Origin of the sequence: Micromonospora sp. NBRC 110009, assembly GCF_030518795.1 — a bacterium.
Classification (GTDB): Bacteria; Actinomycetota; Actinomycetes; order Mycobacteriales; family Micromonosporaceae; genus Micromonospora.
Genome location: NZ_CP130427.1, coordinates 1522798 through 1546379, shown reverse-complemented (window position 1 = coordinate 1546379; position 23582 = coordinate 1522798). Strand labels below are relative to the sequence as shown.

At 71.8% G+C, this 23582-nt stretch carries 21 protein-coding genes; 18 read left to right on the top strand and 3 right to left on the bottom strand.

The features are described 5' to 3' along the window. Window positions 1-3: 3 nt before the first annotated feature. The 5 genes from trpS to Q2K19_RS07290 all read left to right on the top strand — a co-directional run bounded on the left by trpS (window position 4) and on the right by Q2K19_RS07290 (window position 3518). On the top strand, window positions 4-1029 hold the full coding sequence (gene trpS / locus Q2K19_RS07310; RefSeq protein WP_302768712.1) for a tryptophan--tRNA ligase: 1026 nt from the start codon (window positions 4-6) through the stop codon (window positions 1027-1029). A gap of 49 nt (window positions 1030-1078) precedes the next feature. Then, the gene (locus Q2K19_RS07305; RefSeq protein ID WP_302768709.1) at window positions 1079-1636 is read left to right on the top strand and encodes a 2'-5' RNA ligase family protein; all 558 of its coding nucleotides are present in this window, start codon (window positions 1079-1081) and stop codon (window positions 1634-1636) included. A 57-nt stretch (window positions 1637-1693) separates the two neighbouring features. Then, window positions 1694-2629 carry a YihY/virulence factor BrkB family protein gene (locus tag Q2K19_RS07300; RefSeq protein ID WP_302772319.1) on the top strand — a complete coding sequence of 312 codons (936 nt, stop codon included), beginning with the start codon at window positions 1694-1696 and terminating at the stop codon, window positions 2627-2629. Beyond that, window positions 2626-3000, top strand: a complete 375-nt coding sequence (locus tag Q2K19_RS07295; protein WP_302768707.1) for a GntR family transcriptional regulator — start codon at window positions 2626-2628, stop codon at window positions 2998-3000. Before Q2K19_RS07300 ends, Q2K19_RS07295 begins: the two co-directional genes overlap by 4 nt. 74 nt (window positions 3001-3074) lie before the next feature. Next, the gene (locus tag Q2K19_RS07290; protein ID WP_302768704.1) at window positions 3075-3518 is read left to right on the top strand and encodes a hypothetical protein; all 444 of its coding nucleotides are present in this window, start codon (window positions 3075-3077) and stop codon (window positions 3516-3518) included. Between the two features lie 187 nt (window positions 3519-3705). Here Q2K19_RS07290 and Q2K19_RS07285 read toward each other — a convergent pair whose 3' ends face one another. Together Q2K19_RS07285 and Q2K19_RS07280 are read right to left on the bottom strand one after the other, a co-directional pair. Continuing rightward, entirely contained in the window at window positions 3706-5337 is a 1632-nt protein-coding gene (locus tag Q2K19_RS07285) for a glycoside hydrolase family 13 protein (RefSeq protein ID WP_302768702.1), read from the bottom strand. Between the two features lie 190 nt (window positions 5338-5527). Beyond that, window positions 5528-6613 (bottom strand): LacI family DNA-binding transcriptional regulator, encoded by a 1086-nt coding sequence (locus Q2K19_RS07280; protein WP_302768700.1) that lies wholly within the window; start codon window positions 6611-6613, stop codon window positions 5528-5530. A 197-nt stretch (window positions 6614-6810) separates the two neighbouring features. On the opposite strand from Q2K19_RS07280, the gene Q2K19_RS07275 reads away from it, so the two are divergent. The 4 genes from Q2K19_RS07275 (at window position 6811) to Q2K19_RS07260 (ending at window position 12660) form a co-directional block, all read left to right on the top strand. Further along, window positions 6811-8061, top strand: coding sequence for a sugar ABC transporter substrate-binding protein (locus Q2K19_RS07275; protein WP_302768698.1), 1251 nt, complete (start codon window positions 6811-6813; stop codon window positions 8059-8061). Continuing rightward, window positions 8061-9704 (top strand): ABC transporter permease subunit, encoded by a 1644-nt coding sequence (locus tag Q2K19_RS07270; RefSeq protein ID WP_302768696.1) that lies wholly within the window; start codon window positions 8061-8063, stop codon window positions 9702-9704. The genes Q2K19_RS07275 and Q2K19_RS07270 overlap by 1 nt, the downstream gene beginning before the upstream one ends. Continuing rightward, on the top strand, window positions 9701-10600 hold the full coding sequence (locus Q2K19_RS07265) for a sugar ABC transporter permease (RefSeq protein WP_302768694.1): 900 nt from the start codon (window positions 9701-9703) through the stop codon (window positions 10598-10600). The genes Q2K19_RS07270 and Q2K19_RS07265 overlap by 4 nt, the downstream gene beginning before the upstream one ends. A gap of 140 nt (window positions 10601-10740) precedes the next feature. Beyond that, window positions 10741-12660 (top strand): glycoside hydrolase family 13 protein, encoded by a 1920-nt coding sequence (locus Q2K19_RS07260; RefSeq protein WP_302768693.1) that lies wholly within the window; start codon window positions 10741-10743, stop codon window positions 12658-12660. 88 nt (window positions 12661-12748) lie between these two features. Here the strand turns inward: Q2K19_RS07260 and Q2K19_RS07255 are convergent, their stop codons facing one another. Continuing rightward, window positions 12749-13348: a TetR/AcrR family transcriptional regulator gene (locus Q2K19_RS07255; protein ID WP_302768690.1), complete on the bottom strand. Its 600-nt coding sequence runs from the start codon at window positions 13346-13348 to the stop codon at window positions 12749-12751. 96 nt (window positions 13349-13444) lie between these two features. On the opposite strand from Q2K19_RS07255, the gene Q2K19_RS07250 reads away from it, so the two are divergent. The 9 genes from Q2K19_RS07250 to Q2K19_RS07210 all read left to right on the top strand — a co-directional run bounded on the left by Q2K19_RS07250 (window position 13445) and on the right by Q2K19_RS07210 (window position 23580). Continuing rightward, window positions 13445-14452 carry a hypothetical protein gene (locus Q2K19_RS07250; RefSeq protein WP_302768689.1) on the top strand — a complete coding sequence of 336 codons (1008 nt, stop codon included), beginning with the start codon at window positions 13445-13447 and terminating at the stop codon, window positions 14450-14452. Between the two features lie 57 nt (window positions 14453-14509). Then, entirely contained in the window at window positions 14510-14851 is a 342-nt protein-coding gene (locus tag Q2K19_RS07245) for a hypothetical protein (RefSeq protein WP_302768687.1), read from the top strand. 276 nt (window positions 14852-15127) lie between these two features. Beyond that, a complete protein-coding gene (locus Q2K19_RS07240) occupies window positions 15128-16198 on the top strand; it encodes a BMP family lipoprotein (protein WP_302772317.1) in 1071 nt (356 codons plus the stop codon). A gap of 211 nt (window positions 16199-16409) precedes the next feature. After that, on the top strand, window positions 16410-18002 hold the full coding sequence (locus tag Q2K19_RS07235) for an ABC transporter ATP-binding protein (protein WP_302772315.1): 1593 nt from the start codon (window positions 16410-16412) through the stop codon (window positions 18000-18002). Then, window positions 17999-19357, top strand: a complete 1359-nt coding sequence (locus Q2K19_RS07230) for an ABC transporter permease (RefSeq protein WP_302768685.1) — start codon at window positions 17999-18001, stop codon at window positions 19355-19357. The genes Q2K19_RS07235 and Q2K19_RS07230 overlap by 4 nt, the downstream gene beginning before the upstream one ends. 2 nt (window positions 19358-19359) lie before the next feature. Continuing rightward, on the top strand, window positions 19360-20640 hold the full coding sequence (locus Q2K19_RS07225; protein WP_302768684.1) for an ABC transporter permease: 1281 nt from the start codon (window positions 19360-19362) through the stop codon (window positions 20638-20640). A 93-nt stretch (window positions 20641-20733) separates the two neighbouring features. Continuing rightward, entirely contained in the window at window positions 20734-21453 is a 720-nt protein-coding gene (locus Q2K19_RS07220) for a cytidine deaminase (RefSeq protein WP_302768682.1), read from the top strand. Between the two features lie 64 nt (window positions 21454-21517). Beyond that, the gene (locus tag Q2K19_RS07215; RefSeq protein WP_302768680.1) at window positions 21518-22798 is read left to right on the top strand and encodes a thymidine phosphorylase; all 1281 of its coding nucleotides are present in this window, start codon (window positions 21518-21520) and stop codon (window positions 22796-22798) included. Window positions 22799-22899: 101 nt separating this feature from the next. After that, window positions 22900-23580: a DUF4272 domain-containing protein gene (locus Q2K19_RS07210; RefSeq protein WP_302768677.1), complete on the top strand. Its 681-nt coding sequence runs from the start codon at window positions 22900-22902 to the stop codon at window positions 23578-23580. The last annotated feature ends 2 nt before the right edge of the window (window positions 23581-23582 follow it).

The following is a 23582-nucleotide window of genomic DNA, read 5'->3' as shown; positions in this document are numbered from 1 at the left end:
GGCATGTCCGACGTACCCGCCCGCCCGCGCGTCTTCTCCGGCATCCAGCCGACGGCCGACTCGTTCCACCTCGGCAACTACCTGGGCGCGCTGCGGCACTGGGTGGCGTTGCAGGACAGCCACGACGCCTTCTACTGCGTGGTGGACCTCCACGCGATCACCGCCGGGCACGACCCGAAGGTGCTCAAGCAGCGCAGCCGGATCGCCGCCGCGCAGCTGTTCGGGCTGGGCCTCGACCCGGAGCGCAGCACCCTGTTCGTGCAGTCGCAGGTGCCCGAGCACACGCAGCTGGCCTGGGTGCTCGGCTGCATCACCGGGTTCGGCGAGGCCAGCCGGATGACCCAGTTCAAGGACAAGTCGCAGAAGCAGGGCAGCGAGCGGGCCAGCGTCGGCCTCTTCACGTACCCGATCCTGCAGGCCGCCGACATCCTGCTCTACCAGGCGCACGCGGTGCCGGTCGGCGAAGACCAGCGGCAGCACCTGGAGCTCTCCCGGGACCTGGCCCAGCGGTTCAACTCGCTGTTCGGGCCGACCTTCACGGTGCCCGCGCCGCACATCGTCAAGGACACCGCGAAGATCACCGACCTGCAGGACCCGACGGCCAAGATGTCGAAGTCGTCCTCCTCGCCGGCCGGCATCATCGACCTGCTGGAGGATCCGGCCCGCTCGGCCAAGAAGATCCGCTCCGCGGTCACCGACACCGGCCGCGAGATCATCTTCGACGCCGAGGGCAAGCCGGGCATCGCCAACCTGCTCACCATCTACTCGGCGCTCTCCGGCCGGAGCATCGACGACCTGGTCGCCGCCTACGACGGCAAGGGTTACGGGGACCTCAAGAAGGACCTCGGCGAGGTGGTCCGGGAGTTCGTCACCCCGATCCAGGAGCGCACCCGCGGCTACCTGGACGACCCCGCCCAGCTCGACAAGCTGCTCGCGCACGGCGCGGAGAAGGCCCGGGCGGTGGCCGCGGCGACCCTGCGCACCGTGTACGACCGGGTCGGCTTCTTCCCGCCGGTCCGGGCCGAGTAGCGGCCCGGGCACGTCGGGATCGGTGGGACGCAGGTCGGTGGCCGGAGGGATGGCGCGGAGCGTGGACGGTAGGGAAGGGGCGCCGGACGCCGGCGACACCATCCAGATCGGGATCGCGGTGGACATCCCCGAGCCGTGGGGCGGGATGCTCACCCGCCGCCGCATCGAGGCCGGTGACCCGCAGGCGGTCCCCGCCCACGTCACCCTGCTCGGGCCGACCGAGATCCCGGTGCACGCGCTGCCCGCCGTCGAGGCGCACCTGGCCCGGGTGGCGGCCACCCACCTGCCGTTCACCCTGCACCTGCGGGGCACCGGCACGTTCCGGCCGGTCACCCAGGTGGTCTTCGTGGCGGTGGCGGCCGGGATCAGCGAGTGCGAGCTGCTCGCCGCCGCCATCAACTCGGCCCCCGAGCTGCACCGGGAGGCCCGCTTCCCCTATCACCCGCACGTCACGGTGGCCCAGGACGTGCCGCCGGAGGTGCTGGACAAGGCGTACGAGGACCTGGCCGACTTCTCCGCGCTGTTCGAGGTGGAGGCGTTCACCCTCTTCTCGCACAGCGGGGCGGCCCGGTGGCAGCCCCGCCGCGACTTCCGCCTCGGCGGTTGAGTTGAGCGCCCGGCCGGCCCGCCTCCCTGATGACGGGGGATCGGCGAGGATGGCATGGTGAACGTGATCGGCCGGATCGAGGCCGCCGCCGGTCGCCGGATCGACGCGGCGCGGGACCGGCTGCCGGCGTTCGACCACCTGTGGCGGGCCGGGACGCTCTACGCCGACGTGCTCGGCGGCCGGCTGGCCGCCGCGATCGCCTACTACGGGTTCTTCGCGGTCTTCGCGCTCGCCCTGGTCGCGTACTGGATCTTCGGCGCGATCCTGCAGGACAACGACGAGGTCAGCAAGGCGGCCGCGGACTTCCTGGAGCGCAACCTGCCGTTCCTGAACCCGCAGCAGATCGCCCAGAGCAGCAACGCGGTCGGCGTGGTCGGTCTGATCATCCTGGTCTTCACCGGGATCGGCTGGGTGGAGGCCATCCGCTCCTCGCAGCGGCTGATGTACGGCTTCAACCAGCAGCCCGGCAACCTGGTGGTGCGTCGCCTGGTCGACCTGGGGGTGCTGGTCGCGATCTTCGTGCTGCTCGGCGTCTCGGTGGCCGCGGTGGACGCGCTGGAGTCGCTGCTGCGCTTCCTGCTGCGGAGCACCGGCTCGGTCGGGCTGACCACGGTCAGCGCGGTGCTCAGCGTCGTGATCAACGCGGTGCTGGCCGTGGCGCTGCTGGTGGCGGTGCCCCGGCTGCGGATGAGCCGCCGCCGGCTGCGGCCGGTGGTGCTGGCGGTCGCGGTCGGCATCACCCTGCTCAACACGGTCGGGCGCTACTACGTCGTGCGGACCGAACGGAATCCGGCGTACACGGTGGTGGCGGGCGCGGTGGGGCTGCTGCTCTACCTCTACCTGCTCAACCAGTTGCTGCTCTTCGGCGCGGCGCTGGCCGCCACCAGCCGGTACGGCCGGGTGGTGGACCTGGCCGAGGGCGCCGCCGCACGGGAGGTGGACGTGGAGATCGACGAGGAGACCGAGCCGGGTACGCCGGGCGGCGCGGGATGACCGCCCGGATCCGGCTCGACCCGGACTCGGCCGCGCCGCCGTACGAGCAGGTGCGCGGGCAGCTCGCCGCGATGATCGGCGACGGCCGGCTGCCGGTGGGCACCCGGCTGCCCGCGGTCCGGCAGCTCGCCGCCGACCTGGGGCTGGCGGTGAACACGGTGGCCCGCGCCTACCGGGAGCTGGAGGGCACCGGGTTGGTGGAGACCCGGGGGCGGCACGGGACCGTGGTCGCCCCGGGGCGCGACGACGCCACCGACCGCCTGCACCGGGCCGCGGCCGGGTACGCCGCCGAGGCCGCTCGCCTGGGCGTGCCACCGGAGCGGGCCCTCGCCCTGGTCCGCGCGGCCCTCGACGCCGGTACCCACGGGTGAGAGCGACCGCCGGAGAGGGGGGAGTTGGGGTGAATGAGGTCCATGTCCCCGCCGGGAGCGACCATGATGAGCCGGTGGGCGCACTCGTGACACTGGACCTGCCGGACGACTCGCCGATGCTCGGCCTGCCGTGGATCATCACGTTCGGCCCGCTCGGCGACGCCGACGAGTGGGAGCCGGTGGTCTGCGGCCCGTACGAGCGGCCGCACGCGCTCGCCCTGGCCGAGGCGGTGGTCGCCGACGAGCAGCTGATGGCCGTGGTGGAGCCGCTGCTGCCGGCGCTGACGACCGAGGAGATCCGCAGCGAGATCGCCGCCGCGCAGATCGCCGCCGAGGACGAGGCGGCCCGGGTCGACCAGGCGGACCTCTACGGCGACTTCGAGGACGTCATCGACGAGGAGCTGGAACTGGCCGCCGAGCGGGAGCCGGTGCCCGAGCCGCTGCCCCCGCCCGGCCGGGACGAGGTGCGGGCCGGCTTCGCCCGGATCGCCAAGCTGCTCACCAGCAAGGGGGACTGAGCGCGCTCAGCCGCGCGGTGGTCATGTCCTTGTGGTACCCCACGGTCCCGGATGGACACCGGCCCCTGCGGGAGCGGACTCCCGAGGGGCCGGTGCCACCTCACCCCCCACCACAAGGGGTCGGTTGCCCAGCCGCCCGTCGGCGCGGGGCACAACGGACGACCAGGTCAATGGCGGGTTACCCGGCTCAGCGCCGTTCGAACCACGCAGCTGCGTCCACCGGCAGGACGTGCCCGTCGCCCCGCTCGGTGAGTTCGGCGCTGGCCACGACCGGCCGGCCGTGACCGGCGACCGTGGCCGCCGCGCCGCTGAGGTTGACCACGCAGGTCAGCTCGGCGTCGCCGGCGGTGCGGTGGAACGCCAGCAATCCGGGCTCGGTCTCCAGCCAGGTGATGCCGTCGGTGCCGGCCAGCGCCGGGTGCTCGTGCCGGATCCGCAGGGCGGTCCGGTAGAGCTCCAGCGTCGAGCCGGGCGCGCCGGTCTGGGCGGCCACCGAGAGGGCCCGCCAGGTCGCCGGCGCCGGCAGCCAGCTCAGCTCGCTGCCGTCCGGGCCGAAGCCGTACGGGGCCAGCTCGCCGCTCCACGGGATCGGCACCCGGCAGCCGTCCCGGCTCTCCCCGGTGCGCAGGAACGCCGGGTCCTGGCGCAGCTCGTCGGGGAGGTCCAGCACCTCGGGCAGGCCCAGCTCCTCGCCCTGGTAGATGTACGCGCAGCCGGGCAGGGAGAGCATCAGCAGGGTGGCGGCGCGGGCGCGGCGCAGGCCGACCTCGCCGTCGCCGTACCGGGTGACGTGCCGCTGCCGGTCGTGGTTGGAGAGCACCCAGGTGGTCGGGGCGCCCACGATGGTCGACTCGGCGAGCGCGGTGTCGATCACCTTGCGGAAGGAGTCGGCCGACCAGGTGGCGTCGAGGAAGTCGAAGCTGAATGCCTGGTGCAGCTCGTCCGGGCCGATGTAGCGGGCCAGCCGCTGCGGGGTCTCCGCCCACGCCTCCGCCACCGCCATCCGGCCACCCGGGTAGCTGTCCAGGATCGGCCGCCAGGCGCGGTAGATGTCGTGCACCTCGTCCTGGTCGAAGTAGGGCAGCCGGCCCTTGCCCAGCAGTTCGGACTGCCGCCGGCCGGTGGTCATCGAGTTGAAGCCGACGTCCGGCAGCCCCTCGGCCTTGATCATCCCGTGCGCCACGTCGATCCGGAAGCCGTCCACGCCCCGGTCGAGCCAGAACCGCAGGATGTCCTCGAACTCGGCGCGCACCTCCGGGTGGCGCCAGTTGAGGTCGGGCTGGGCCGGGTCGAACAGGTGCAGGTACCACTGGCCGTCGGCGACCCGGGTCCAGGCGGGGCCGCCGAAGATGCTCTCCCAGTCGTTCGGCGGCAGCTCGCCCTGCTCGCCCTTGCCCTCGGCGAACAGGTAGCGCTCGCGCTCGGAGGAGCCCGGGCCGGCGGCCAGCGCCGCCTGGAACCACGGGTGCGCGCTGGAGGTGTGGTTGGGGACCAGGTCGACGATGATCCGCAGGCCCAGCGCGTGCGCGTCGCCGACCATGGCGTCGAAGTCGGTGAGGGAGCCGAACAGCGGGTCGACGTCCCGGTAGTCGGCCACGTCGTAGCCGGCGTCGATCTGTGGCGAGGTGTAGAAGGGGGTCAGCCAGAGCGCGTCCACGCCGAGGTCGCGCAGGTACGGCAGCCGCTGGCGGATGCCCTCGAGGTCACCGACGCCGTCGGAGTTCGCGTCGGCGAAGCTGCGGACGTAGACCTGGTAGACGACCGCGGCTCGCCACCAGTCGTCGTCGGAGGTCAGCGGCGTGGGATGGGTGGCGGTCATCGGTGACGATCCCCGTTCTCTGGCAAGGGACGCTGGCACCCGCGCGGGCGCGGGCGACGGGCGCGGGTGTCTGAGCAGAATGCCGCCCGAGCGCTGCAAGAGTCAAGCATTCCTTGCGCAAGAAATGACGGCTTTCCTGCGGGCAGCCGGCCGGTCCCGGTGACTGGGCACCGGGGCGGGACCGGCGTGGTCAGGCCGGGACGGCGAGGGTGGGGGCGGCCGGGTGCGGTCGCCTCGCGCCGCTGCCCGGGGCGGCTCCGGCCTGGCCGACCACCGCGGTGGAGCCGCGGACCACCAGTTCCGGGCGGAACAGGTACTCGGAGTGCGGCGCGGCGTGGCCGTTGATCTCGTCGACTAGGGCGCGGACCGCGGCCACCGCCATGGCCGCGACCGGCTGGCGCATGGTGGTCAGCGGCGGGTCGGTGAAGGCCATCAGCGGGGAGTCGTCGTAGCCGACCACCGAGATGTCGCCGGGGACCGAGCGGCCGCGCTGGCGGGCCGCCCGGATCGCGCCCAGCGCCATCAGGTCGGAGCCGGAGACGATGCCGGTCACGCCCCGCTCGATCAGCCGGCCGGCGGCCGCCTCGCCGCCCTCGACGCCGAAGAGGGAGAGCTCGGCCAGCTCGCCGACCTCCGCCTCGCTCGTGCCGACCAGCCGGCTCATCGCGGACCGGAAGCCGGCCACCCGCCGCTGCACCGGAACGAAGCGGTCCGGGCCGGTGATCAGGCCGATCCGCCGGTGGCCGAGCGCGACCAGGTGCGCGACGGCCAGCTCGGTGGCCTCCCCGTCGTCGCAGGAGACGAAGGGCGCCGCGATGCCGGGGGCGTACCCGTTGATCATGACGATCGGCAGCGGCCGGGCGATCAGCGCGCGGTACCGGTCGTGATTGGCGGCGGTGTCGGCGTGCAGGCCGGAGACGAAGACGATCCCGGAGACCTGCCGGTCCAGCAGCATCTCGACGTACTCGTCCTCGGTGACCCCACCGGGGGTCTGGGTGCAGAGCACCGGGGTGAAGCCGCTCTGCGCCAGCGTCGACTCGATGACCTGGGCGAAGGCGGGGAAGATCGGGTTGTCCAGCTCCGGTACGACCAGCCCCACGAGCCCGGCGCTGCGCTTGCGCAGCCGGGCCGGGCGCTCGTAGCCGAGCACGTCGAGGGCGGTCAGGACGGCCTGCCGGGTCTCCGGGGCCACTCCGGGGCGGTCGTTGAGCACCCGCGACACCGTGGCCTCGCTGACTTCGGCCTGTTGGGCGATGTCGGACAGTCGAGCGCGCATGGCGGCACTTTAGCTCAACGGCAAAGTCTTGCGTACGCTCCTGCAAGCCCTTCCATTCTCTGCAACCTCTTGCTAACGTCCCGGCAACATGCGAGAGCAGCGGCGTTGCACCCCGGCGCCGGTCAGCAAGAAATTACCGACGTTTCCACTGGCGACCGTCCTTCCCCCGGCGGGCCGCCATGACGACAGGAGTACCGATGCGCATCCGTACCGCGGGTGTGGTCGCTGTCCTCGGCCTGGCGCTCGCCGCGTCCGGCTGCGGTGGCAACGACAGCGACAAGCCGGCCGCCAAGGAGTCCGCCAAGGCGACCGGCGGCAAGCTGGTCATCTGGGCCGACGACAAGCGAACCGCCGCCCTGAAGCCGTTCGCTGAGGAGTTCGGCAAGGAGAACGGCGTCACCGTCGAGGTCCAGGCCGTCTCCAAGGACCTGCAGACCAACTTCGTCACCGCCTCCCAGCAGGGCAGTGGGCCGGACGTCGTGGTCGGCGCGCACGACTGGATCGGCAACCTGGTTCAGAACGGCGCCATCGACCCGGTGCAGCTCTCCGCCGAGCAGAAGAGCGCGTTCAACGAGACCGCGGTCAAGGCCGTCACCTTCAACGGCCAGCTCTACGGCGTCCCCTACGCCACCGAGAACGTCGCGCTGATCCGCAACACCGAACTGGCCCCCGAGGCGCCGAAGACGATCGAGGACCTGGTCGCCACCGGCAAGCAGCTCAAGGCCCAGAAGAAGGTCAGCGAGATCCTCTGCCTGCAGTCCGGCCAGAACGGCGACGCGTACCACATCTACCCGCTGTACACCTCCGGCGGCGGCTACCTGTTCGGCACCTCGGCCAACGGCGACTACGACCCGAAGGACCTGGGCGTGGGCAAGCCGGAGTCGATCGCGGCCTTCCAGAAGATCGCGAAGCTCGGTGAGAAGGGTGAGGGTGCGCTCAAGCGCTCCATCACCGGCGAGAACTCCATCGCCACCTTCACCGGCAAGAAGTGCGCCTTCCTGGTCTCCGGCCCGTGGGCCATCGCCGACGCCAAGAAGGCCAGCATCAAGTACGACATCTCCCCGGTCCCCGGCTTCGCCGGTGGCAAGGAGGCCCAGCCGTTCGTGGGCGTCCAGGCGTTCTACGTCGCCGCCAAGGGCAAGAACAAGGCCCTGGCCCAGGAGTTCGTCACCAACTACGTGACCAAGCCCGAGCTGGCCGTCGCGCTGTACAAGGCCGAGCCGCGCCCGCCGGCGCTGACCGCCGCCTTCGACCAGGTCAAGGGCGAGGACCCGGACCTGGCCAAGTTCCAGGAGGCCGGCAAGAACGGCCAGGTGCTCCCGGCGATCCCGGCCATGGCCGCGATCTGGGACCCGTTCGGCAAGGCGGAGGCCGCCATCATCGGTGGCGCCGACCCGGCCAAGACGATCACCGCCGCGGGCAAGACCATCGCGGGTCAGATCAAGTAATGAGCACGTCGCTGTCCGGCCCGGAGCCTGCCACGCAGGCTCCGGGCCGGGAGCCCGTTCGCCGCGGGCTCCCGCGCAAGTCCCGTACCGCGCGGAACCACGCGCCGATCACCGCGACCGGCCTCGTCGTCAAGGTGATCCTGCTCGGCCTGGTGGCCGGGATCGCGATCTGGGCGGCGTTCCCGCTCATCGAGGCCGAACACTGGGTCGGACTGGGCATCCTGGCGGTCACCACCGCGGGCCTGTTCTACCTCTACCTCGGCCGCCGGCACATCCCGGCCAAGTACCTGGTCCCCGGCACCCTCTTCCTGCTGGCCTTCCAGGTCTTCCCGGTGCTCTACACCGCGAGCACCGCCTTCACGAACTTCGGCGACGGCCACCGCGGCGGCAAGGACGACGCGATCGTCGCCATCCAGACCTCCTCGGTGAAGCAGGTCCCCGGCTCCGCCGAGTACTCGCTCTCCATCGCCACCAAGGGCGACCCGCAGACCGGCTCCCTGGTCTTCCTGCTCAGCGACCCGAAGACCAAGGAGGTCTTCGCGGGTGACGCGGGCGGGCTGCGCAAGCTCGACGCGGCCCAGGTGACGGTCAGCAGCCTCACCGGCAAGGTCACCGCCGCCGACGGCTACACCGTGCTGAACATCGGTCAGGCGAGCGGCCGCAGCGACGCGATCACCGCCCTGGTGGTGCCGACGCCCGGTGGGGCCATCCGCTCCAACGGCCTCACGCGGGCCTACGAGGGCAAGGCCGTCCGGGCGTACGACGCCGGCTGCGACTGCGTCAAGGACAGCGAGACCGGCAAGACCTGGACCGCCGACGAGAAGAGCGGCTCCTTCGTCGCCGCCGACGGCGAGCGGCTCACCCAGGGCTGGAAGGTCAACGTCGGGCTGAAGAACTTCAGCCGGGTGCTGACCGACCCGAACATCTCCGGCCCGTTCTTCGGCACGCTGGTCTGGAACTTCGCGTTCGCCATCGGCTCGACCGGGCTCACCTTCCTGCTCGGCATGGGCATTGCGCTCGCCCTGCACTCGCCCCGGATGCGCGGCACCAACCTCTACCGGGTGCTGCTGATCCTCCCGTACGCCATGCCGTCGTTCGCGATGCTGCTGGTCTGGCGGGACATGTTCAACACCGACTTCGGCCTGCTCAACAACCTGTTCGGCCTCGACGTCGACTGGTTCGGCGGGAGCTGGAGCGCCCGGGCCGCGGTGCTGCTGGTGCAGCTCTGGTTGGGCTACCCGTACATGTTCCTGGTGACCACCGGCGCACTCCAGGCGATCCCGCGCGAGCTGACCGAGGCCACCTCCGTCGACGGCGCGTCGCCGTGGCAGTCGTTCCGGGCGGTCACCCTGCCACTGCTGCTGGTCGCGCTCTCGCCGCTGCTGATCACCTCGTTCGCGTACAACTTCAACAACGTCAACGCGATCCTGTTCACCACCGAGGGTGGGCCGTTCCCGGCGGACAATCCGACCAACGGCGCCACCGACCTGCTCATCACCTACACCTACCGGCTGGCCTTCGGCGCCCAGGGCGCCGAATACGGCTTGGCCACGACAGTATCGATCTTCATCTTCGCGATCGTGGCCGTCGTGGCGGCGATCAGCTTCCGGCGCACCCGCAAGATGGAGGAGGTGTACTCGTGACCACCTACGCGGACGCCCCCGTCGCCAACCGCAACGCGACCGGGAGGTCGAAGGGTCGCTGGTTCGCCCAGGTGGGCTGGCGGCACCTGGTCGGGGTGCTGGCGGTGGCGTTCAGCCTCTTCCCGATCCTGTTCGTGATCTCCGCGGCGCTCAACCCGCTCGGCACGCTCTCGTCGACCGAGCTGCTGCCGACCGGGGCGTCGTTCGAGAACTTCACCAACCTGTTCCAGGACACGCCCTTCGCGCACTGGTTCCTCAACTCGCTGCTCCTCGCCGGCGTGGCGAGCTTCGCGTCGATCTTCCTGTCCGCGCTGGCGGCGTACGCGTTCTCCCGGATGCGGTTCGCTGGTCGCCGGGTCGGGCTGCTCGCGCTGCTACTCATCCAGATGTTCCCGCAGTTCCTGGCCATCGTGGCGATCTTCCTGATCTTCACGACGGTCACCGACCTGTGGCCGGCGATCGGCTTCAACACCCCGTGGGGCCTGTTCCTGCTCTACATGGGCGTTGCGCTCGGCGCGAACACCTGGCTGATGAAGGGCTTCTTCGACACCCTGCCGAAGGAGCTGGACGAGTCGGCGACCATGGACGGTGCCTCACACGCCCAGGTGTTCTTCCGGATCATGCTGCCGCTGGTGGCGCCGATCCTGGCGGTGACCGGGCTGCTCGCCTTCATCGGCTCGATCAACGAGTTCATCATCGCCAACGTGTTCCTCACCGAGCCGAACTCGAAGACCCTGGCGGTCGGGATGTTCGGCCTGGTCGCCGGCGAGCGCAACAACAACTTCGGGATGTTCGCGGCGGGCACCCTGCTCACCGCGATCCCGACGGTGCTGGTGTTCCAGCTGCTCCAGCGCTACATCGTCTCCGGCCTGACGGCGGGAGCGGTGAAGGGCTGAGCCTCCTCGGCTCACGCTGCGGCAAGGGCGTCGTGTCGGCGTACACCGGAGCGGTTTCCGGGCGGACCGCCGCGGTCGGGTGACCGACCGCGGCGGTTGCCCGCCCCTCTCCTGTCGAGAACGACGCGAAAGGCAGCCTCATGTCTCTGCAGCCGCACCACGACGGATCCGCCACCTACGTGCCCGAGCAGGAGCCCGCGCTCGGGCAGACCGTCCCGGTCTTCGTCCGGGTCCCGGCCGGCGCGGACGTGCGCCAGGTGCACGTGCGGACCACCGGCGACGGCGAGCCCCGGTTCGCCGAGGCCGTGGTCGACCGCACCGAGAACGGTGACGTGTGGTGGCGGGCCGACGTCGAGGTCCGCAACCCGGTCAGCAACTACCGCTTCCTGCTCGACGGCGGGCGGGGCTACCGCTGGCTGAACGGCGCCGGCCTGGTCGACCACGACGTACCTGATCATGGCGACTTCAAGCTGGTCAGCTACGCGCCGCCACCGGCCTGGGCCCGGGACGCGCTGATCTACCAGATCTTCCCGGACCGCTTCGCCCGCTCGGCCGCCGCCGACGGCCGGACCGCGCCGGACTGGGCCATCCCGTGCGACTGGGACACCCCGGTGATCGGGCGCGGCCCGGAGACCCCGCGCCAGTTCTACGGCGGCGACCTGGACGGCGTCACGGAGCACCTGGACCACCTGGAGCGGCTCGGCGTCAACACCGTCTACCTCACCCCGATCTTCCCGGCCCGCTCCAACCACCGCTACGACGCGGCCAGCTTCGACACGGTGGACCCGCTGCTCGGCGGGGACGCCGCACTGGCCCGGCTGGCCGACGCGGTGCACGCCCGGGGCTGGCGGCTGCTCGGCGACATCACCAGCAACCACACCGGCGACGCCCACCAGTGGTTCACCGCCGCCGCCTCCGACGTGCGCGCGCCGGAGCGGGAGCTGTACTACTTCGACCTGGCCGGCGGCTGCGACAACTCCGGCTCGGCTGGCGGCCATAATTCGGCCTCCGCGCCGCTTGGCGGCGCTCCGGACCGAATGAAGGCCGGTCTGACGCCGCGCTGCGACCTGGAGCCGTCGTACGAGTCCTGGAACGGGGTCAAGTCGCTGCCGAAGCTCAACTGGGGCAGCGCCGAGCTGCGCCGACGCTTCGCCACGGCCGAGGACTCGTTGCTGCGCCGCTGGCTGCGCCCGCCGTACGGACTGGACGGCTGGCGGGTGGACGTGGCGAACATGACCGGCCGGCGGGGCGCCGACGCGTACACCCACGAGGTGGCGCGGCTGCTGCGCGAGGTGGTCGCCGACACCCGGACCGACGGGCTGCTGCTGGCCGAGCACGGCCACGACCACACCGGCGACCTGGACCGGGACGGCTGGCACGGCACCATGAACTACGTCGGCTTCACCGACCCGGTCTGGTCCTGGCTGCGCGTCGGTGACGACCCGGTGCCGAACTTCCTCGGCACCCCCGGCGGGGTCCGGCGGCGGGACGCGGGCGGCGTGCTGGCCACCATGAACGCCTACCGGTCGCTGATCTCCTGGCGCTCGTACGTGCACTCGTGGCAGCTGCTCGGGTCGCACGACTCGGCCCGGATCCGGACCGTGGTCGGCGACGCGGCCCGGCAGGAGGTGGCCGCCGGCCTGCTCGCCACCATGCCGGGCACCCCGGTGATCTTCGCCGGGGACGAGCTGGGGCTGACCGGCACCAACGGTGAGGGCTCGCGTACCCCGATGCCGTGGCACCGGCCGGAGCGCTGGGACCGGCGCACGTTCGACGCGTACCGGTCGCTGCTGGCGCTGCGGCGTGGCGAGCCGGCGCTGCGGCACGGCGGCCTGCGCTGGGTGCACGCCGACGCCGACACGCTGGTCTTCCTCCGCGAGGCGCCCACCGGCACGGTGCTGGTGCTGGCCCGCCGCGCGGCCGGCACCCCGGTCCGCCTGCCCGGCCTGCCCGCCGCGGAGAACGTCTACGGCGGAGCCCCCGCGCTGCGCCCGGACGCCGACGGCGCGATCACCCTGCCGGCCGACGGCCCCACCTTCCAGGTCTGGCGCCTGGCCTGACCCCGGTCCCTCGCGATCTTGCAGTTTCGGCCCGCGCTCTGCGGCTTTCGTGCCCTTCGTCGGGGCCCGAACTGCAAGATCGCGGGGCTCAGGGAGCGGGGTGGGTGAGGAGGGTGCGGACGCCCGAGAGGTAGGTGTGCCGGTCTGGGCGTCCGGTGAGGATGCGCTGCATGAAGTAGCCGGGGACGAGGGCGAAGAGGGCGGCGCCGACCGCCTCCGGGTCGGCGTCGGACGGCAGCTCTCCGGCCGCCACCGCCCGCCGGGCCAGCGTCGCGAAGTGGTTGCGGAAGCCGGTGTACGTGTCCTTGACGAACTCGGCGAGGGTCGGGTCCCGCTGGGCCTCGCTCCACACCTGGATGGCGAGCGGCAGCATGCCCTCCGGGCCGATCTGGGAGTCGACGAAGGCCAGCGCCCGCTCCAGCACCTCGGTCAGGGGCAGCGGCGGCTCGTGCCGGGCCAGCCCGGCGAAGACGTCGTCGGCCCCGCCGATCACCGACTGGGCGATCGAGGTGATCAGGTCGTTCTTGCTCGGGAAGTAGCGGTAGACGGCGCCGACCGAGAGCCCGGCCTCGGCGATCACGTCCTGCATCGAGGTGTTGTGGAAGCCCTCGCGCAGGAAGCAGCGGCGGGCCGCCTCGAGGATCTGCCGACGGCGGGCCGCGAGGTGTTCGTCCGATACGCGTGGCACGACCCACAGTGTAAAGCGAACGTTCGTTCTTGACTGGCGACGGCTGGCGGCGCAGTCTCAAATCAAGAGAATGAACGTTCGTTTTAGGAGGCGAAGATGCCCGGTCCGTCGTCCAGGGTCCGGTCCCCCTGGCTGCTCGCCGTCCTGCTGGCCGCTCTCGCGGTCGGGGTGCAGGCGCTGCTCGTACCCCTGTTCGCGGCGCCGGCCGCCCACCTCGCGCCCCGCGACCTGCCGGTCGCCGTCGCCGGGCCCGCGCCGGCGGCGGCCGAACTCGCCGGCCGGCTCGCCGCCGCCCGGCCGGGCGCCTTCGCGGTGACCACGCTCCCCGACGGCGCGGCGGCCGACCGGGCGCTGCGCGACCGGGAGGTGTACGCCGCCTTCGTCGTCGGCCCGGACGGGGTCGCCCTGCACACCGCCCCGGCGGCCAGCCCGACGGTCGCCGCGCTGCTCACCGAGGCGTCGGCCGAGCTCTCCGGCGACCGCCCGGTGCCGGTCGTGGCGGCCGTCCCGGCCGACCCGGACGACCCCCGCGGCGCCGGCTTCGCCGCCGGCTTCCTGCCGCTCGCGCTGACCAGCATGCTGGCCGGGGCGCTGCTCGTCCTCCTGGTCGCCCGCCGGGGCGCCCGGCTGCTGGGGCTGCTCGGGTACGGCGTCCTGGCCGGCCTGGTCGGGGCCGCGGTGCTGCACGGCTGGCTCGGCGTCCTGACCGGCTCCGGCTGGCTCGAGGCGGGTGCGATCGGGCTGTTCGCGCTGGCCGCCGCGAGCACCGTGGCCGGTCTCGGGGCGCTCCTCGGCGGTCCCGGCGTCGGCCTCGGCGCGCTGCTGGTCTTCCTGGTCGGCAACCCGCTCTCCGCGGTCAGCGCCGCGCCCGAGCTGCTGCCCCAGCCGTGGGGAACGCTCGGACAGTTCCTGCCGGTCGGCGCCGGCGGCACCCTGCTCCGCTCGGCGGCGTTCTTCGACGGGGCCGGCGGGGCCCGTGCCCTCGCCGTGCTGGCCGGCTACGCGGTGGTCGGCCTGGCTCTGGTGCTGGCGGGTCGATTCCGGTCAGGCGGCGACGCCGAGCCGGCCCCGGAGCGGGGGCGCCGGGCCAAGGTCACGGTGTGACCACGGCTCGGCGGCCGGTCTACTACAAATCGTCGTGGATAGGGGAGGATGGCCGGCATGGAAGCTCTCCGGCTGGTACTTCTCTACGTCCACCTGATCGGTTTCGCGATGCTGCTCGGTGGCTCGATCGCCCAGTACGTCAGCGGCCGGCTGCGGATCAACGCGGCCATGCTCTGGGGCTCGGTGATCGGGCTGCTGACCGGTCTCGGTCTGGCCGCGCCGCTGCGCGACGGGGACGAGCCGGCGCCGGCAAAACTTGTTACCAAGTTGGTGCTCGCGCTGCTGATCTTCGTCATGGTCTTCTTCTCGCGTAAGCGGGAGTCCGTGAACCGCGGCCACTTCCTCGCCATAATTGGGTTGACCCTGGTCAACGCGGCCGTGGCGGTCTTCTGGCGGTAGGCCCGCCAGGAGCGGAGAACGCTGCGGGAAACGGACATCCGCGACACCTCTCCGGAGCGTGGTCGGCACGAGAAGTGATCTGCCCCACCCAAGGGTTACGTAGGGGTAACGACCGCTCAACAGTCGTGCACGATTGTCGGCCGGTGGGTGGGCGCGGGCGTACGCTCCCGTCCGTAACGTGGGACGCCGGCGGCACACCGCAGGCCGGCGAAAGGGCTGCCACCGCGCACGCGCGGTGTGCAATGGGAAGGAGACGTCTTGCGCGCTCTGCGTGGGATGCGGTTCGCCTCCGCCATCGTGGCGGGTGGCCTCGTGCTGGGTGCCGCCGCGTGTGGTGAGGCCCCCAAGGACGACAACAACGCCGGTGGCAACGGCGCCAAGAAGTTCAGCGCCTGCATGGTGACCGACGTCGGCGGCATCGATGACAAGTCCTTCAACACCTCGGCCTGGAAGGGCCTGCAGGAGGCGAAGAAGGAGAACGACAACATCGACATCAAGAACGTCCAGTCGAAGGCCGAGGCGGACTACGAGGTCAACCTGACCGGGTTCGTCAACCAGAAGTGCGACTTCATCCTGGCCGTCGGTGGCCTGATGTCCGACGCCACCAAGAAGGCCGCGCAGGCGAACCCGAACCAGCAGTTCGCGATCGTCGACTCGAACCCGGGCCTGGACAACATCTACCCGATGCAGTTCGACACCGCCCAGGCCGCCTTCCAGGCCGGCTACCTGGCCGCCGGGATGAGCAAGACCGGCAAGGTCGGCACCTACGGCGGCCTGCCGATCCCGCCGGTGACCATCTTCATGGACGGCTTCGCTGACGGCGTCGCGTACTACAACAAGGCCAAGGGCAAGAACGTCCAGGTCCTCGGCTGGGACAAGGCGACCCAGAAGGGCTCCTTCACCAACGACTTCGTCAAGCAGGACGAGGGCAAGAAGGTCTCCGACGCGCTGGTCGCCCAGGGCGCGGACATCATCATGCCGGTCGCCGGTGGCTCCGGCCTCGGCACCACCGCCGCCGCCCAGGCCTCCGGTGGCAAGTACTCGGTGATCTGGGTGGACGTCGACGGTTGCGAGAGCACCCCGAACTGCCCGGCGCTGGTGACCACCGTCGTCAAGAACATCCCGGACGCCGTCAAGGAGGCCGTGCTCAAGGCCGCCGGTGGCGAGAAGCTCCAGGCCAAGCCGGGCTTCGTCGGCACCCTGGCCAACAACGGCGTCTCGATCGCCCCGTACCACGACTTCGACAGCAAGGTCCCGGCGGACCTGAAGGCCGAGGTCGACAAGATCAAGGCGGACATCGCCGCCGGCACCATCACGGTCACCTCGAAGGCCCAGCCGACCAAGTGACCGATCCGCCGGCCGCCGCGATGGGATCATGAGCGGGGGCCGGCGGGCACCAGGAATGACGATCCGGCCGCCTCGGCGTACGTGGGGAAAACACCCCTGCGGAGCCGGGGCGGCCGGTCCACCTTCATCCCCCCCACCTGACCCCCGCCCGGCGCGGTGGCCGCTGGTCAGCCGCTAGGCTGCACCATCGCTCGCACTCCAGGAGGTTGCGCTGAGACTCGAACTGCGCGGCATCACCAAGCGCTTCGGTGACCTGGTCGCCAACGACCACATCGACCTGACGGTGGAGCCTGGAGAGATCCATGCCCTGCTCGGCGAGAACGGCGCCGGCAAGTCGACCCTGATGAACGTGCTCTACGGGCTCTACCAGCCCGACGAGGGCGAGATCCTGGTCGACGACCGGCCGCTGAAGCTGAAGGGCCCGTCGGACGCCATCGCGGCCGGGATCGGCATGGTGCACCAGCACTTCATGCTGGTGCCGGTCTTCACCGTGGCCGAGAACGTCATGCTCGGCGCCGAGCAGGTCAAGGGCAGCTTCACCGGCTTCCTGGACCGGCGGCGGGCCCGGCGGGAGGTCGCCGAGGTCTCCGAGCGGTACAACCTCCGGGTCGACCCGGATGCGGTGATCGAGGACCTGCCGGTCGGCATCCAGCAGCGGGTGGAGATCGTCAAGGCCCTCACCCGCGACGTCGACCTGCTGATCCTCGACGAGCCGACGGCCGTGCTGACCCCGCAGGAGACCGAGGAACTGCTCACGGTCATGCGGTCGCTCAAGGCCGCCGGCAAGTCCATCGTCTTCATCACCCACAAGCTGGGCGAGGTGAAGGCGATCGCCGACCGGATCACGGTGATCCGGCGCGGGAAGACCGTCGGCACCGCCTCGCCGACCGCCAGCCGGGACGAGCTGGCCGCGCTGATGGTGGGCCGCAACGTCCGGCTGACCGTGGACAAGAAGCCGGCCACGCCCGGCAAGCCGATCCTCGAGGTCGCCGGCCTGGTCGTCGACGACGACCGGCAGGTACGCGCGGTCGACGGGGTCGACCTGACCGTGCACGCGGGTGAGGTGCTCGGCATCGCGGGCGTGCAGGGCAACGGGCAGACCGAGCTGATCGAGGCGATCATGGGCCTGCGGCCGACGCTCGCCGGCACCGTCACCCTGGACGGCGAGGCCGTGCACGGCTGGCCGACCAAGAAGGTGCTCCGCGCCGGCGTCGGCTACGTGCCGGAGGACCGCAGCGTCGACGGCCTGGTCAAGGAGTTCTCCGTGGCGGAGAACCTGGTGCTCGACATCTACGACCGGCCGCCCTTCGGCAAGGGCCTCTCGCTCAAGCCGGACGCCATCGCCAAGTCGGCGAAGGAGCGGATCGAGCAGTTCGACGTCCGTACCTCCTCGGCCGACGCGGCCGTGGGCACCCTCTCCGGCGGCAACCAGCAGAAGGTCATCGTGGCCCGGGAGCTGTCCCGGCCGCTGAAGCTCTTCATCGCCGCCCAGCCCACCCGGGGCGTGGACGTCGGCTCGATCGAGTTCATCCACAGCCGCGTCATCCGCGAGCGGGACATCGGCACCGCCGTCATGGTGGTCTCCAGCGAGCTGGACGAGGTCATCGGCCTGGCCGACCGGATCGCGGTGATGTACCGCGGCCGGATCATCGGCGTGGTCGGGCCGGACACCCCGCGCGAGGAGATCGGCCTGCTGATGGCGGGCATCACCCCGGACACCGCGACCCCCGCCGACGACACCAGCGGTACGCCCGGCGCGGCGGCCCCGGCCCCCGAGGGCCCTGGCAACGAGGACGAGGCATGACGAACCCGAACCCGGTGTCGGGATCCCCGGACAAGGAGCCGGCGACCGAGGCGCAGGAGGCGCGGAGCGAGGCGCGGGCGACCCCGACCGCGCCTGCCGGCGACGCCGAGCGCGCGGTCCCCGCCACCGCGACGAAGCAGCCCGCGCCCGCGGAACCCCGCCCCTCGCTGGGCCGGCTCTTCCTGGAGAACCTCTGGGCGGCCAACACGGTCACCGTCACCGTGCTGGCGGTGCTGCTGGCGATGCTGGTCGGCGCGGTGCTGATCATCGTCTCCGACCCGGAGGTGCTGGCCACCTACAGCTACATCACCGCCCGGCCGTCGGACGCGCTCAACTCCAGCTGGTCGGTGGTCAGCGAGGCGTACGCGAACCTGTTCAAGGGCGCGATCTTCGACCCGGACGCGACCGGCTTCACCGCCGCGCTCAGCCCGATCTCGGAGACGCTGACCTACACCGCGCCACTGGTCTTCACCGGCCTGGCGGTGGCGCTCGCCTTCCGGGGCGGCCTGTTCAACATCGGCGCCCAGGGCCAGGCGACCATCGGCGTCATCCTCTCCGCCGTCGTCGGCTTCGCGCTGCCGCTGCCGCCGGGGGTGCACCTGCTGGTCGCGCTGATCGCCGGTGCGGCCGGCGGCGCGCTCTGGGGCTTCGTCCCGGGCATCCTCAAGGCGCGCACCGGCGCCCACGAGGTGATCAACACGATCATGCTCAATTACGTGGCGGTCTACTTCCTGTCCTGGATCATCGTCCAGAGCGGGGTGCAGAACCCGAACCGGTCGGACGCGATCAGCAAGCCGGTCGAGTCCTCCGCCCAGCTGCCCCGGCTGCTCGGCGACAACCTGCGGGTGCACGCCGGCATCCTGGTCGCCGTGCTGGCCACCTGGGCCGTCGCCTGGCTGCTGAACCGCTCGACGCTCGGCTTCGAGTTCCGCGCGGTCGGCGAGAACCCGGACGCCGCCCGGACCGCCGGCATCAGCGTCACCAAGACGTACGTGCTGGTCATGGCGATCTCGGGGCTGCTGGCCGGCCTCGGCGGTAGCCAGATGGTGCTCGGCTCGACCGCGAACGCGCTCACCCCGCTGGTGATCGCGCAGATCGGTTTCGACGGCATCCTGGTGGCGCTGCTCGGCCGGGTGAAGCCCTGGGGCGTGCTGCTGGCGGCGCTGCTCTTCGGCGCGCTCCAGGCCGGTGGCAACCGGATGCAGTCGTACTCCGGGATCTCGCTGGAGCTGGTCACCGTGCTCCAGGCGCTCATCGTCATCTTCATCGCCGCGCCCGCCCTGGTGAAGGCGATCTTCCAGCTCCGGGCGGCCCGCGCCGCCCGGCTGCAGACGAGCCTCGCGAAGGGCTGGTGAGCATGTCCACCACGGCTGTCCCCGAGGTCGCCGTGACCACGGTCGACGAGGGCTTCTGGACCCGCGTCCGCAAGACCGGCGCGGTCCTGCTGGCGCTGGGCGTGCTCGCGGCGGTGGTCTTCGGCGCGCTCGCCACCGGCCAGGAGGCCCGCTTCACGCTCAGCGAGACCGAGGGCGGTGCCGCCCTGGAGATCAACGGCACGGTCGGCGCGATCCTGTTCGGGATCATCGCCGCCGCGGCCGGCGCCGCCCTGCTCGCCGGGGTGCCGAAGCGCTGGTTCACCCTGCTGCTCGGCATCGGGCTGGTCGCCTTCGTGCTGAGCTTCCTCTGCTGGCAGGTCTCCGCCGCCCCCGAGGGCCGCAACTTCATGCCGCTGGTCAACATCGTCCGGGGCACGTTCATCCTGGCCCTGCCGCTGATCTTCGGCGCGCTGGCCGGGGTGCTCTGCGAGCGGACCGGCGTGGTGAACGTGGCGATCGAGGGCCAACTGCTGATGGGTGCCTTCTCCGGCGCGCTCTTCGGCAGCATCACCGGCAGTGTCTGGGTGGGGCTGGTCGCCGCGGCGATCGGCGGCGCGCTCATCTCGGTGCTGCTCGCCGTCTTCGCCATCCGCTACCTGGTCGACCAGGTGGTCATGGGCATCGTGCTCAACCTGCTGGCGGTCGGCGTCACCGGCTTCCTCTACGAGCGGCTGATGCAGACCGACGCGACGAAGTACAACAGCGCGCCCCGGTTCAGCAACTGGGAGATCCCGCTGCTCAAGGACATCCCGCTGCTCGGCCCGGCGCTGTTCCGGGGGAACATCTTCCTCTACCTCGGCCTGCTCCTGGTGCTGGTCATCCACATCGCGCTGTTCCGTACCCGGTGGGGTCTGCGGACCCGGTCGGTCGGCGAGCACCCGACCGCCGCGGACACCCTCGGCGTGCGGGTGCTGGGCCTCCGCTACCGCAACGTGATCATGGCGGGCATGGTTGCCGGGATCGGCGGCGCCTCGTACACCCTGGCGCTCTACTCCTTCACCAAGAACATGATCGGCGGTAAGGGCTTCATCGCCCTGGCCGCGCTGATCTTCGGCCGGTGGAGCCCGACCGGGGCGCTGCTCGCGGCGCTCTTCTTCGGCTTCGCCGACCAGCTCGCCACCTACCTGGGGGCGATCGGCAGCAGCATCCCCAGCCAGTTCCTGGCGATGCTGCCCTACCTGGCGACCATCCTGGCGGTGGCCGGGCTGGTCGGAAGGGTCCGGGCACCGGCCGCCGACGGCAAGCCGTACATCAAGGGCTGACCGTCCTCGACGCACCGTGCCCGGCGGGGGAGACCCGCCGGGCACGGCCGTCTCCGGGCCGGTACCGCGACCGATCAGCGTGAATTGGGCAGAATGGGAGGCGTGATGGAGATCGACTGGGAGCGGCTGCGCGCCGCCGCCACCGAGGTCATGCGGCACGCGTACGTGCCGTACTCGAAGTTCCCCGTCGGGGCGGCCGCCCTGGTCGACGACGGCCGGGTGGTGGTCGGCTGCAACGTGGAGAACGCCGCGTACGGCGTGGTCCTCTGCGCCGAGTGCGGCGTGGTGTCCTCGCTGCACGCCACCGGCGGCGGGCGGATCGTCGCCCTGTCCTGCGTCGACGCCACCGGCGAGCCGCTGATGCCGTGCGGCCGGTGCCGGCAGCTGCTCTGGGAGAACGGCGGCCCGGAGTGCCTGATCGAGGCGAAGGGCGGCACGCTCCGGATGGCCGAGCTGCTGCCGCACGCGTTCGGCGTGGAGGACCTGGAGGCGGTGACCGGCGAGACGCCGGTGCCGGTGGTCCCGGAGCGGCTGGCCGCCTGGCGGGGGCGGGGCACCGTCTTCGTGCACCCGGACCTCTCCGCCGGGCAGCAGGTCTGGACGGCCTACTGGGAGCGGTCGGCCGGAGACACCGAGGAGGCCGAGACCGGCGTGCTGGAGGAGGGCCCGACCTGGGACGACCCGGCCGAGGCGATCACCTGGGGGCTGGCCCGGACACCGCGCGTGGTGGTGGTGGACGCGTCGGGCACCATCTTCTGGGCCGGCGAGGGCGAGCCGCCACTGGAGATCCCGGTCCGCTGGGCCGGTGCTTGATCCCTCAGTGGTGGCGGTCCGCGGATCGGCTCCGCAACGACTGGACTGATAGGAACTTCTGACAGTGAGTGCTTTCACGGCGGTGGACGTCATCCGGACCAAGCGGGACGGGGGCGTGCTGAGCGACGGGCAGATCGACTGGGTCGTCGACGCGTACACCAAGGGGCTGGTGGCCGACGAGCAGATGTCCGCGCTGGCCATGGCGATCCTGCTGCGCGGCATGACGGCGCCGGAGATCGCTCGGTGGACCGCCGCGATGATCGCCAGCGGGGAGCGGCTGGACCTCTCCCCGGTGGCCCGGCCGACCGTCGACAAGCACTCCACCGGCGGTGTCGGCGACAAGATCACCCTGCCGCTGACCCCGCTGGTCGCGGCCTGCGGCGCCGCCGTGCCGCAGCTGAGCGGCCGGGGCCTCGGCCACACCGGCGGCACCCTGGACAAGCTGGAGTCGATCCCCGGCTGGCGGGCGGCGCTGAGCAACGACGAGTTCATCGCCCAGCTGCGGGACGTCGGCGCGGTGGTCTGCGCGGCCGGCGACGGGCTGGCCCCGGCCGACCGCAAGCTGTACGCGCTGCGCGACGTCACCGGCACCGTCGAGGCGATCCCGCTGATCGCCAGCTCGATCATGAGCAAGAAGATCGCCGAGGGGACCGGCGCGCTGGTGCTCGACGTGAAGGTCGGCTCCGGCGCGTTCATGAAGAACGCCGACGACGCCCGCGAGCTGGCCCGGACCATGGTGGAGCTGGGCGGGGCGCACGGGGTGCGGACGGTCGCCCTGCTCACCGACATGTCCACCCCGCTCGGCCGGACCGTGGGCAACGCGGTCGAGGTGACCGAGTCGGTCGAGGTGCTGGCCGGCGGCGGCCCGGCCGACGTGGTGGAGCTGACCCTGGCCCTGGCCCGGGAGATGCTGGACGCGGCCGGCCTGCCGGACGCGGACCCCGAGGCGGCGCTGCGCGACGGCCGGGCCATGGACGCCTGGCGGACGATGATCCGGGCGCAGGGCGGCGACCCGGACGCCCCGCTGCCGACGGCCAACGAGGTCGAGGTGGTCTGCGCGACCGAGGACGGCTACGTCGCCGGGGTCGACGCGTACGCGATCGGGGTGGCCGCGTGGCGGCTCGGCGCCGGCCGGGCCCGCAAGGAGGACCCGGTGAGCATCCCGGCCGGCGTGGTGCTGCACAAGCGCCCCGGCGACCGGGTCCGCGTCGGCGAGCCCCTGTACGAGCTGCGCGCGGAGCACGCGGAGCGGATCCCGGCGGCGCTGGCCGAGGCGGAGCTGGCGGTCCGGATCGCGCCGGACGCCCCGGCCGCGACGCCGCTGGTCATCGAGCGGATCGACTGATCCTTTCCGGTCATGGTGTGGTGCCGGCCGAGCCGCTATTCTCGCAGGCCAGGGGGGACCGACCGGCCATGAGCCGATGTGAGCAGACAGGGACCTGAGCCGTGCGCGTATCCGCTCCCGACCCCCGGGCCGTCCGTGAGGCGAGCCTCGACGAGCTGTCCCGCCTGGGGCTCCCGCTGCCACCACCGCAGTTCCCGCTGGTCTGGGAGCCGGGGGACGAGATCGAGCTGCGGCCGACCGCGGAGATCGAGGCCCGGATCGCGGTGCTGCACGTGATCCTGGCCCGGTGCTTCGGGATGCCCCCGCAGGCCGCGATGAGCTGGCTGCTGGAGTCGCACCTGGTCGAGACGGTGACGCCGCCGGAGTGGCAGTTCGTGATGGGCGGCCGGGGCGACCACCGGTCGTTCGTCCTGCACCACGACGCGCTCTTCTCGCTGGCCTGGGTGCTCGGGTTGACCAAGGAGCTGGACCCGACGGTGCCGGTGGACGAGCGGCTGGTGGAGCGGATGCCGAACCTGGCCGCCGGGGAGACCTTCCCGCAGTGGCGCGCCCGGATCCTGGCCGCGCCGCAGCATCCGGCCGACGCGGCCGCCCTGCTCGACCTGCACTACTGCCTGGACTGGGCGTACCTGGAGTCGGAGCAGTCCGGCCTGGCGCTGCCCGGGCTGGTCGACGCGAACGCGATCGGGCAGCGCCGGTGGGCGCTGGAATGGGTGGTGGTGCTGCGCGGGCCGTACCACGACGAGCCGCCGGGCTGGGAAGAGGTCGACCTCTCCACCTGAGC

Excerpts from the sequence above, each read along its gene's own strand:
- trpS (WP_302768712.1), top strand. The coding sequence starts at position 4 with ATGTCCGACGTACCCGCCCGCCCGCGCGTCTTCTCCGGCATCCAGCCG.
- Q2K19_RS07305 (WP_302768709.1), top strand. The coding sequence starts at position 1,079 with ATGGCGCGGAGCGTGGACGGTAGGGAAGGGGCGCCGGACGCCGGCGAC.
- Q2K19_RS07295 (WP_302768707.1), top strand. The coding sequence starts at position 2,626 with ATGACCGCCCGGATCCGGCTCGACCCGGACTCGGCCGCGCCGCCGTAC.
- Q2K19_RS07285 (WP_302768702.1), bottom strand. The coding sequence starts at position 5,337 with ATGACCGCCACCCATCCCACGCCGCTGACCTCCGACGACGACTGGTGG.
- Q2K19_RS07280 (WP_302768700.1), bottom strand. The coding sequence starts at position 6,613 with ATGCGCGCTCGACTGTCCGACATCGCCCAACAGGCCGAAGTCAGCGAG.
- Q2K19_RS07275 (WP_302768698.1), top strand. The coding sequence starts at position 6,811 with ATGCGCATCCGTACCGCGGGTGTGGTCGCTGTCCTCGGCCTGGCGCTC.
- Q2K19_RS07270 (WP_302768696.1), top strand. The coding sequence starts at position 8,061 with ATGAGCACGTCGCTGTCCGGCCCGGAGCCTGCCACGCAGGCTCCGGGC.
- Q2K19_RS07260 (WP_302768693.1), top strand. The coding sequence starts at position 10,741 with ATGTCTCTGCAGCCGCACCACGACGGATCCGCCACCTACGTGCCCGAG.
- Q2K19_RS07250 (WP_302768689.1), top strand. The coding sequence starts at position 13,445 with ATGCCCGGTCCGTCGTCCAGGGTCCGGTCCCCCTGGCTGCTCGCCGTC.
- Q2K19_RS07245 (WP_302768687.1), top strand. The coding sequence starts at position 14,510 with ATGGAAGCTCTCCGGCTGGTACTTCTCTACGTCCACCTGATCGGTTTC.
- Q2K19_RS07240 (WP_302772317.1), top strand. The coding sequence starts at position 15,128 with ATGCGGTTCGCCTCCGCCATCGTGGCGGGTGGCCTCGTGCTGGGTGCC.
- Q2K19_RS07230 (WP_302768685.1), top strand. The coding sequence starts at position 17,999 with ATGACGAACCCGAACCCGGTGTCGGGATCCCCGGACAAGGAGCCGGCG.
- Q2K19_RS07225 (WP_302768684.1), top strand. The coding sequence starts at position 19,360 with ATGTCCACCACGGCTGTCCCCGAGGTCGCCGTGACCACGGTCGACGAG.
- Q2K19_RS07220 (WP_302768682.1), top strand. The coding sequence starts at position 20,734 with ATGGGAGGCGTGATGGAGATCGACTGGGAGCGGCTGCGCGCCGCCGCC.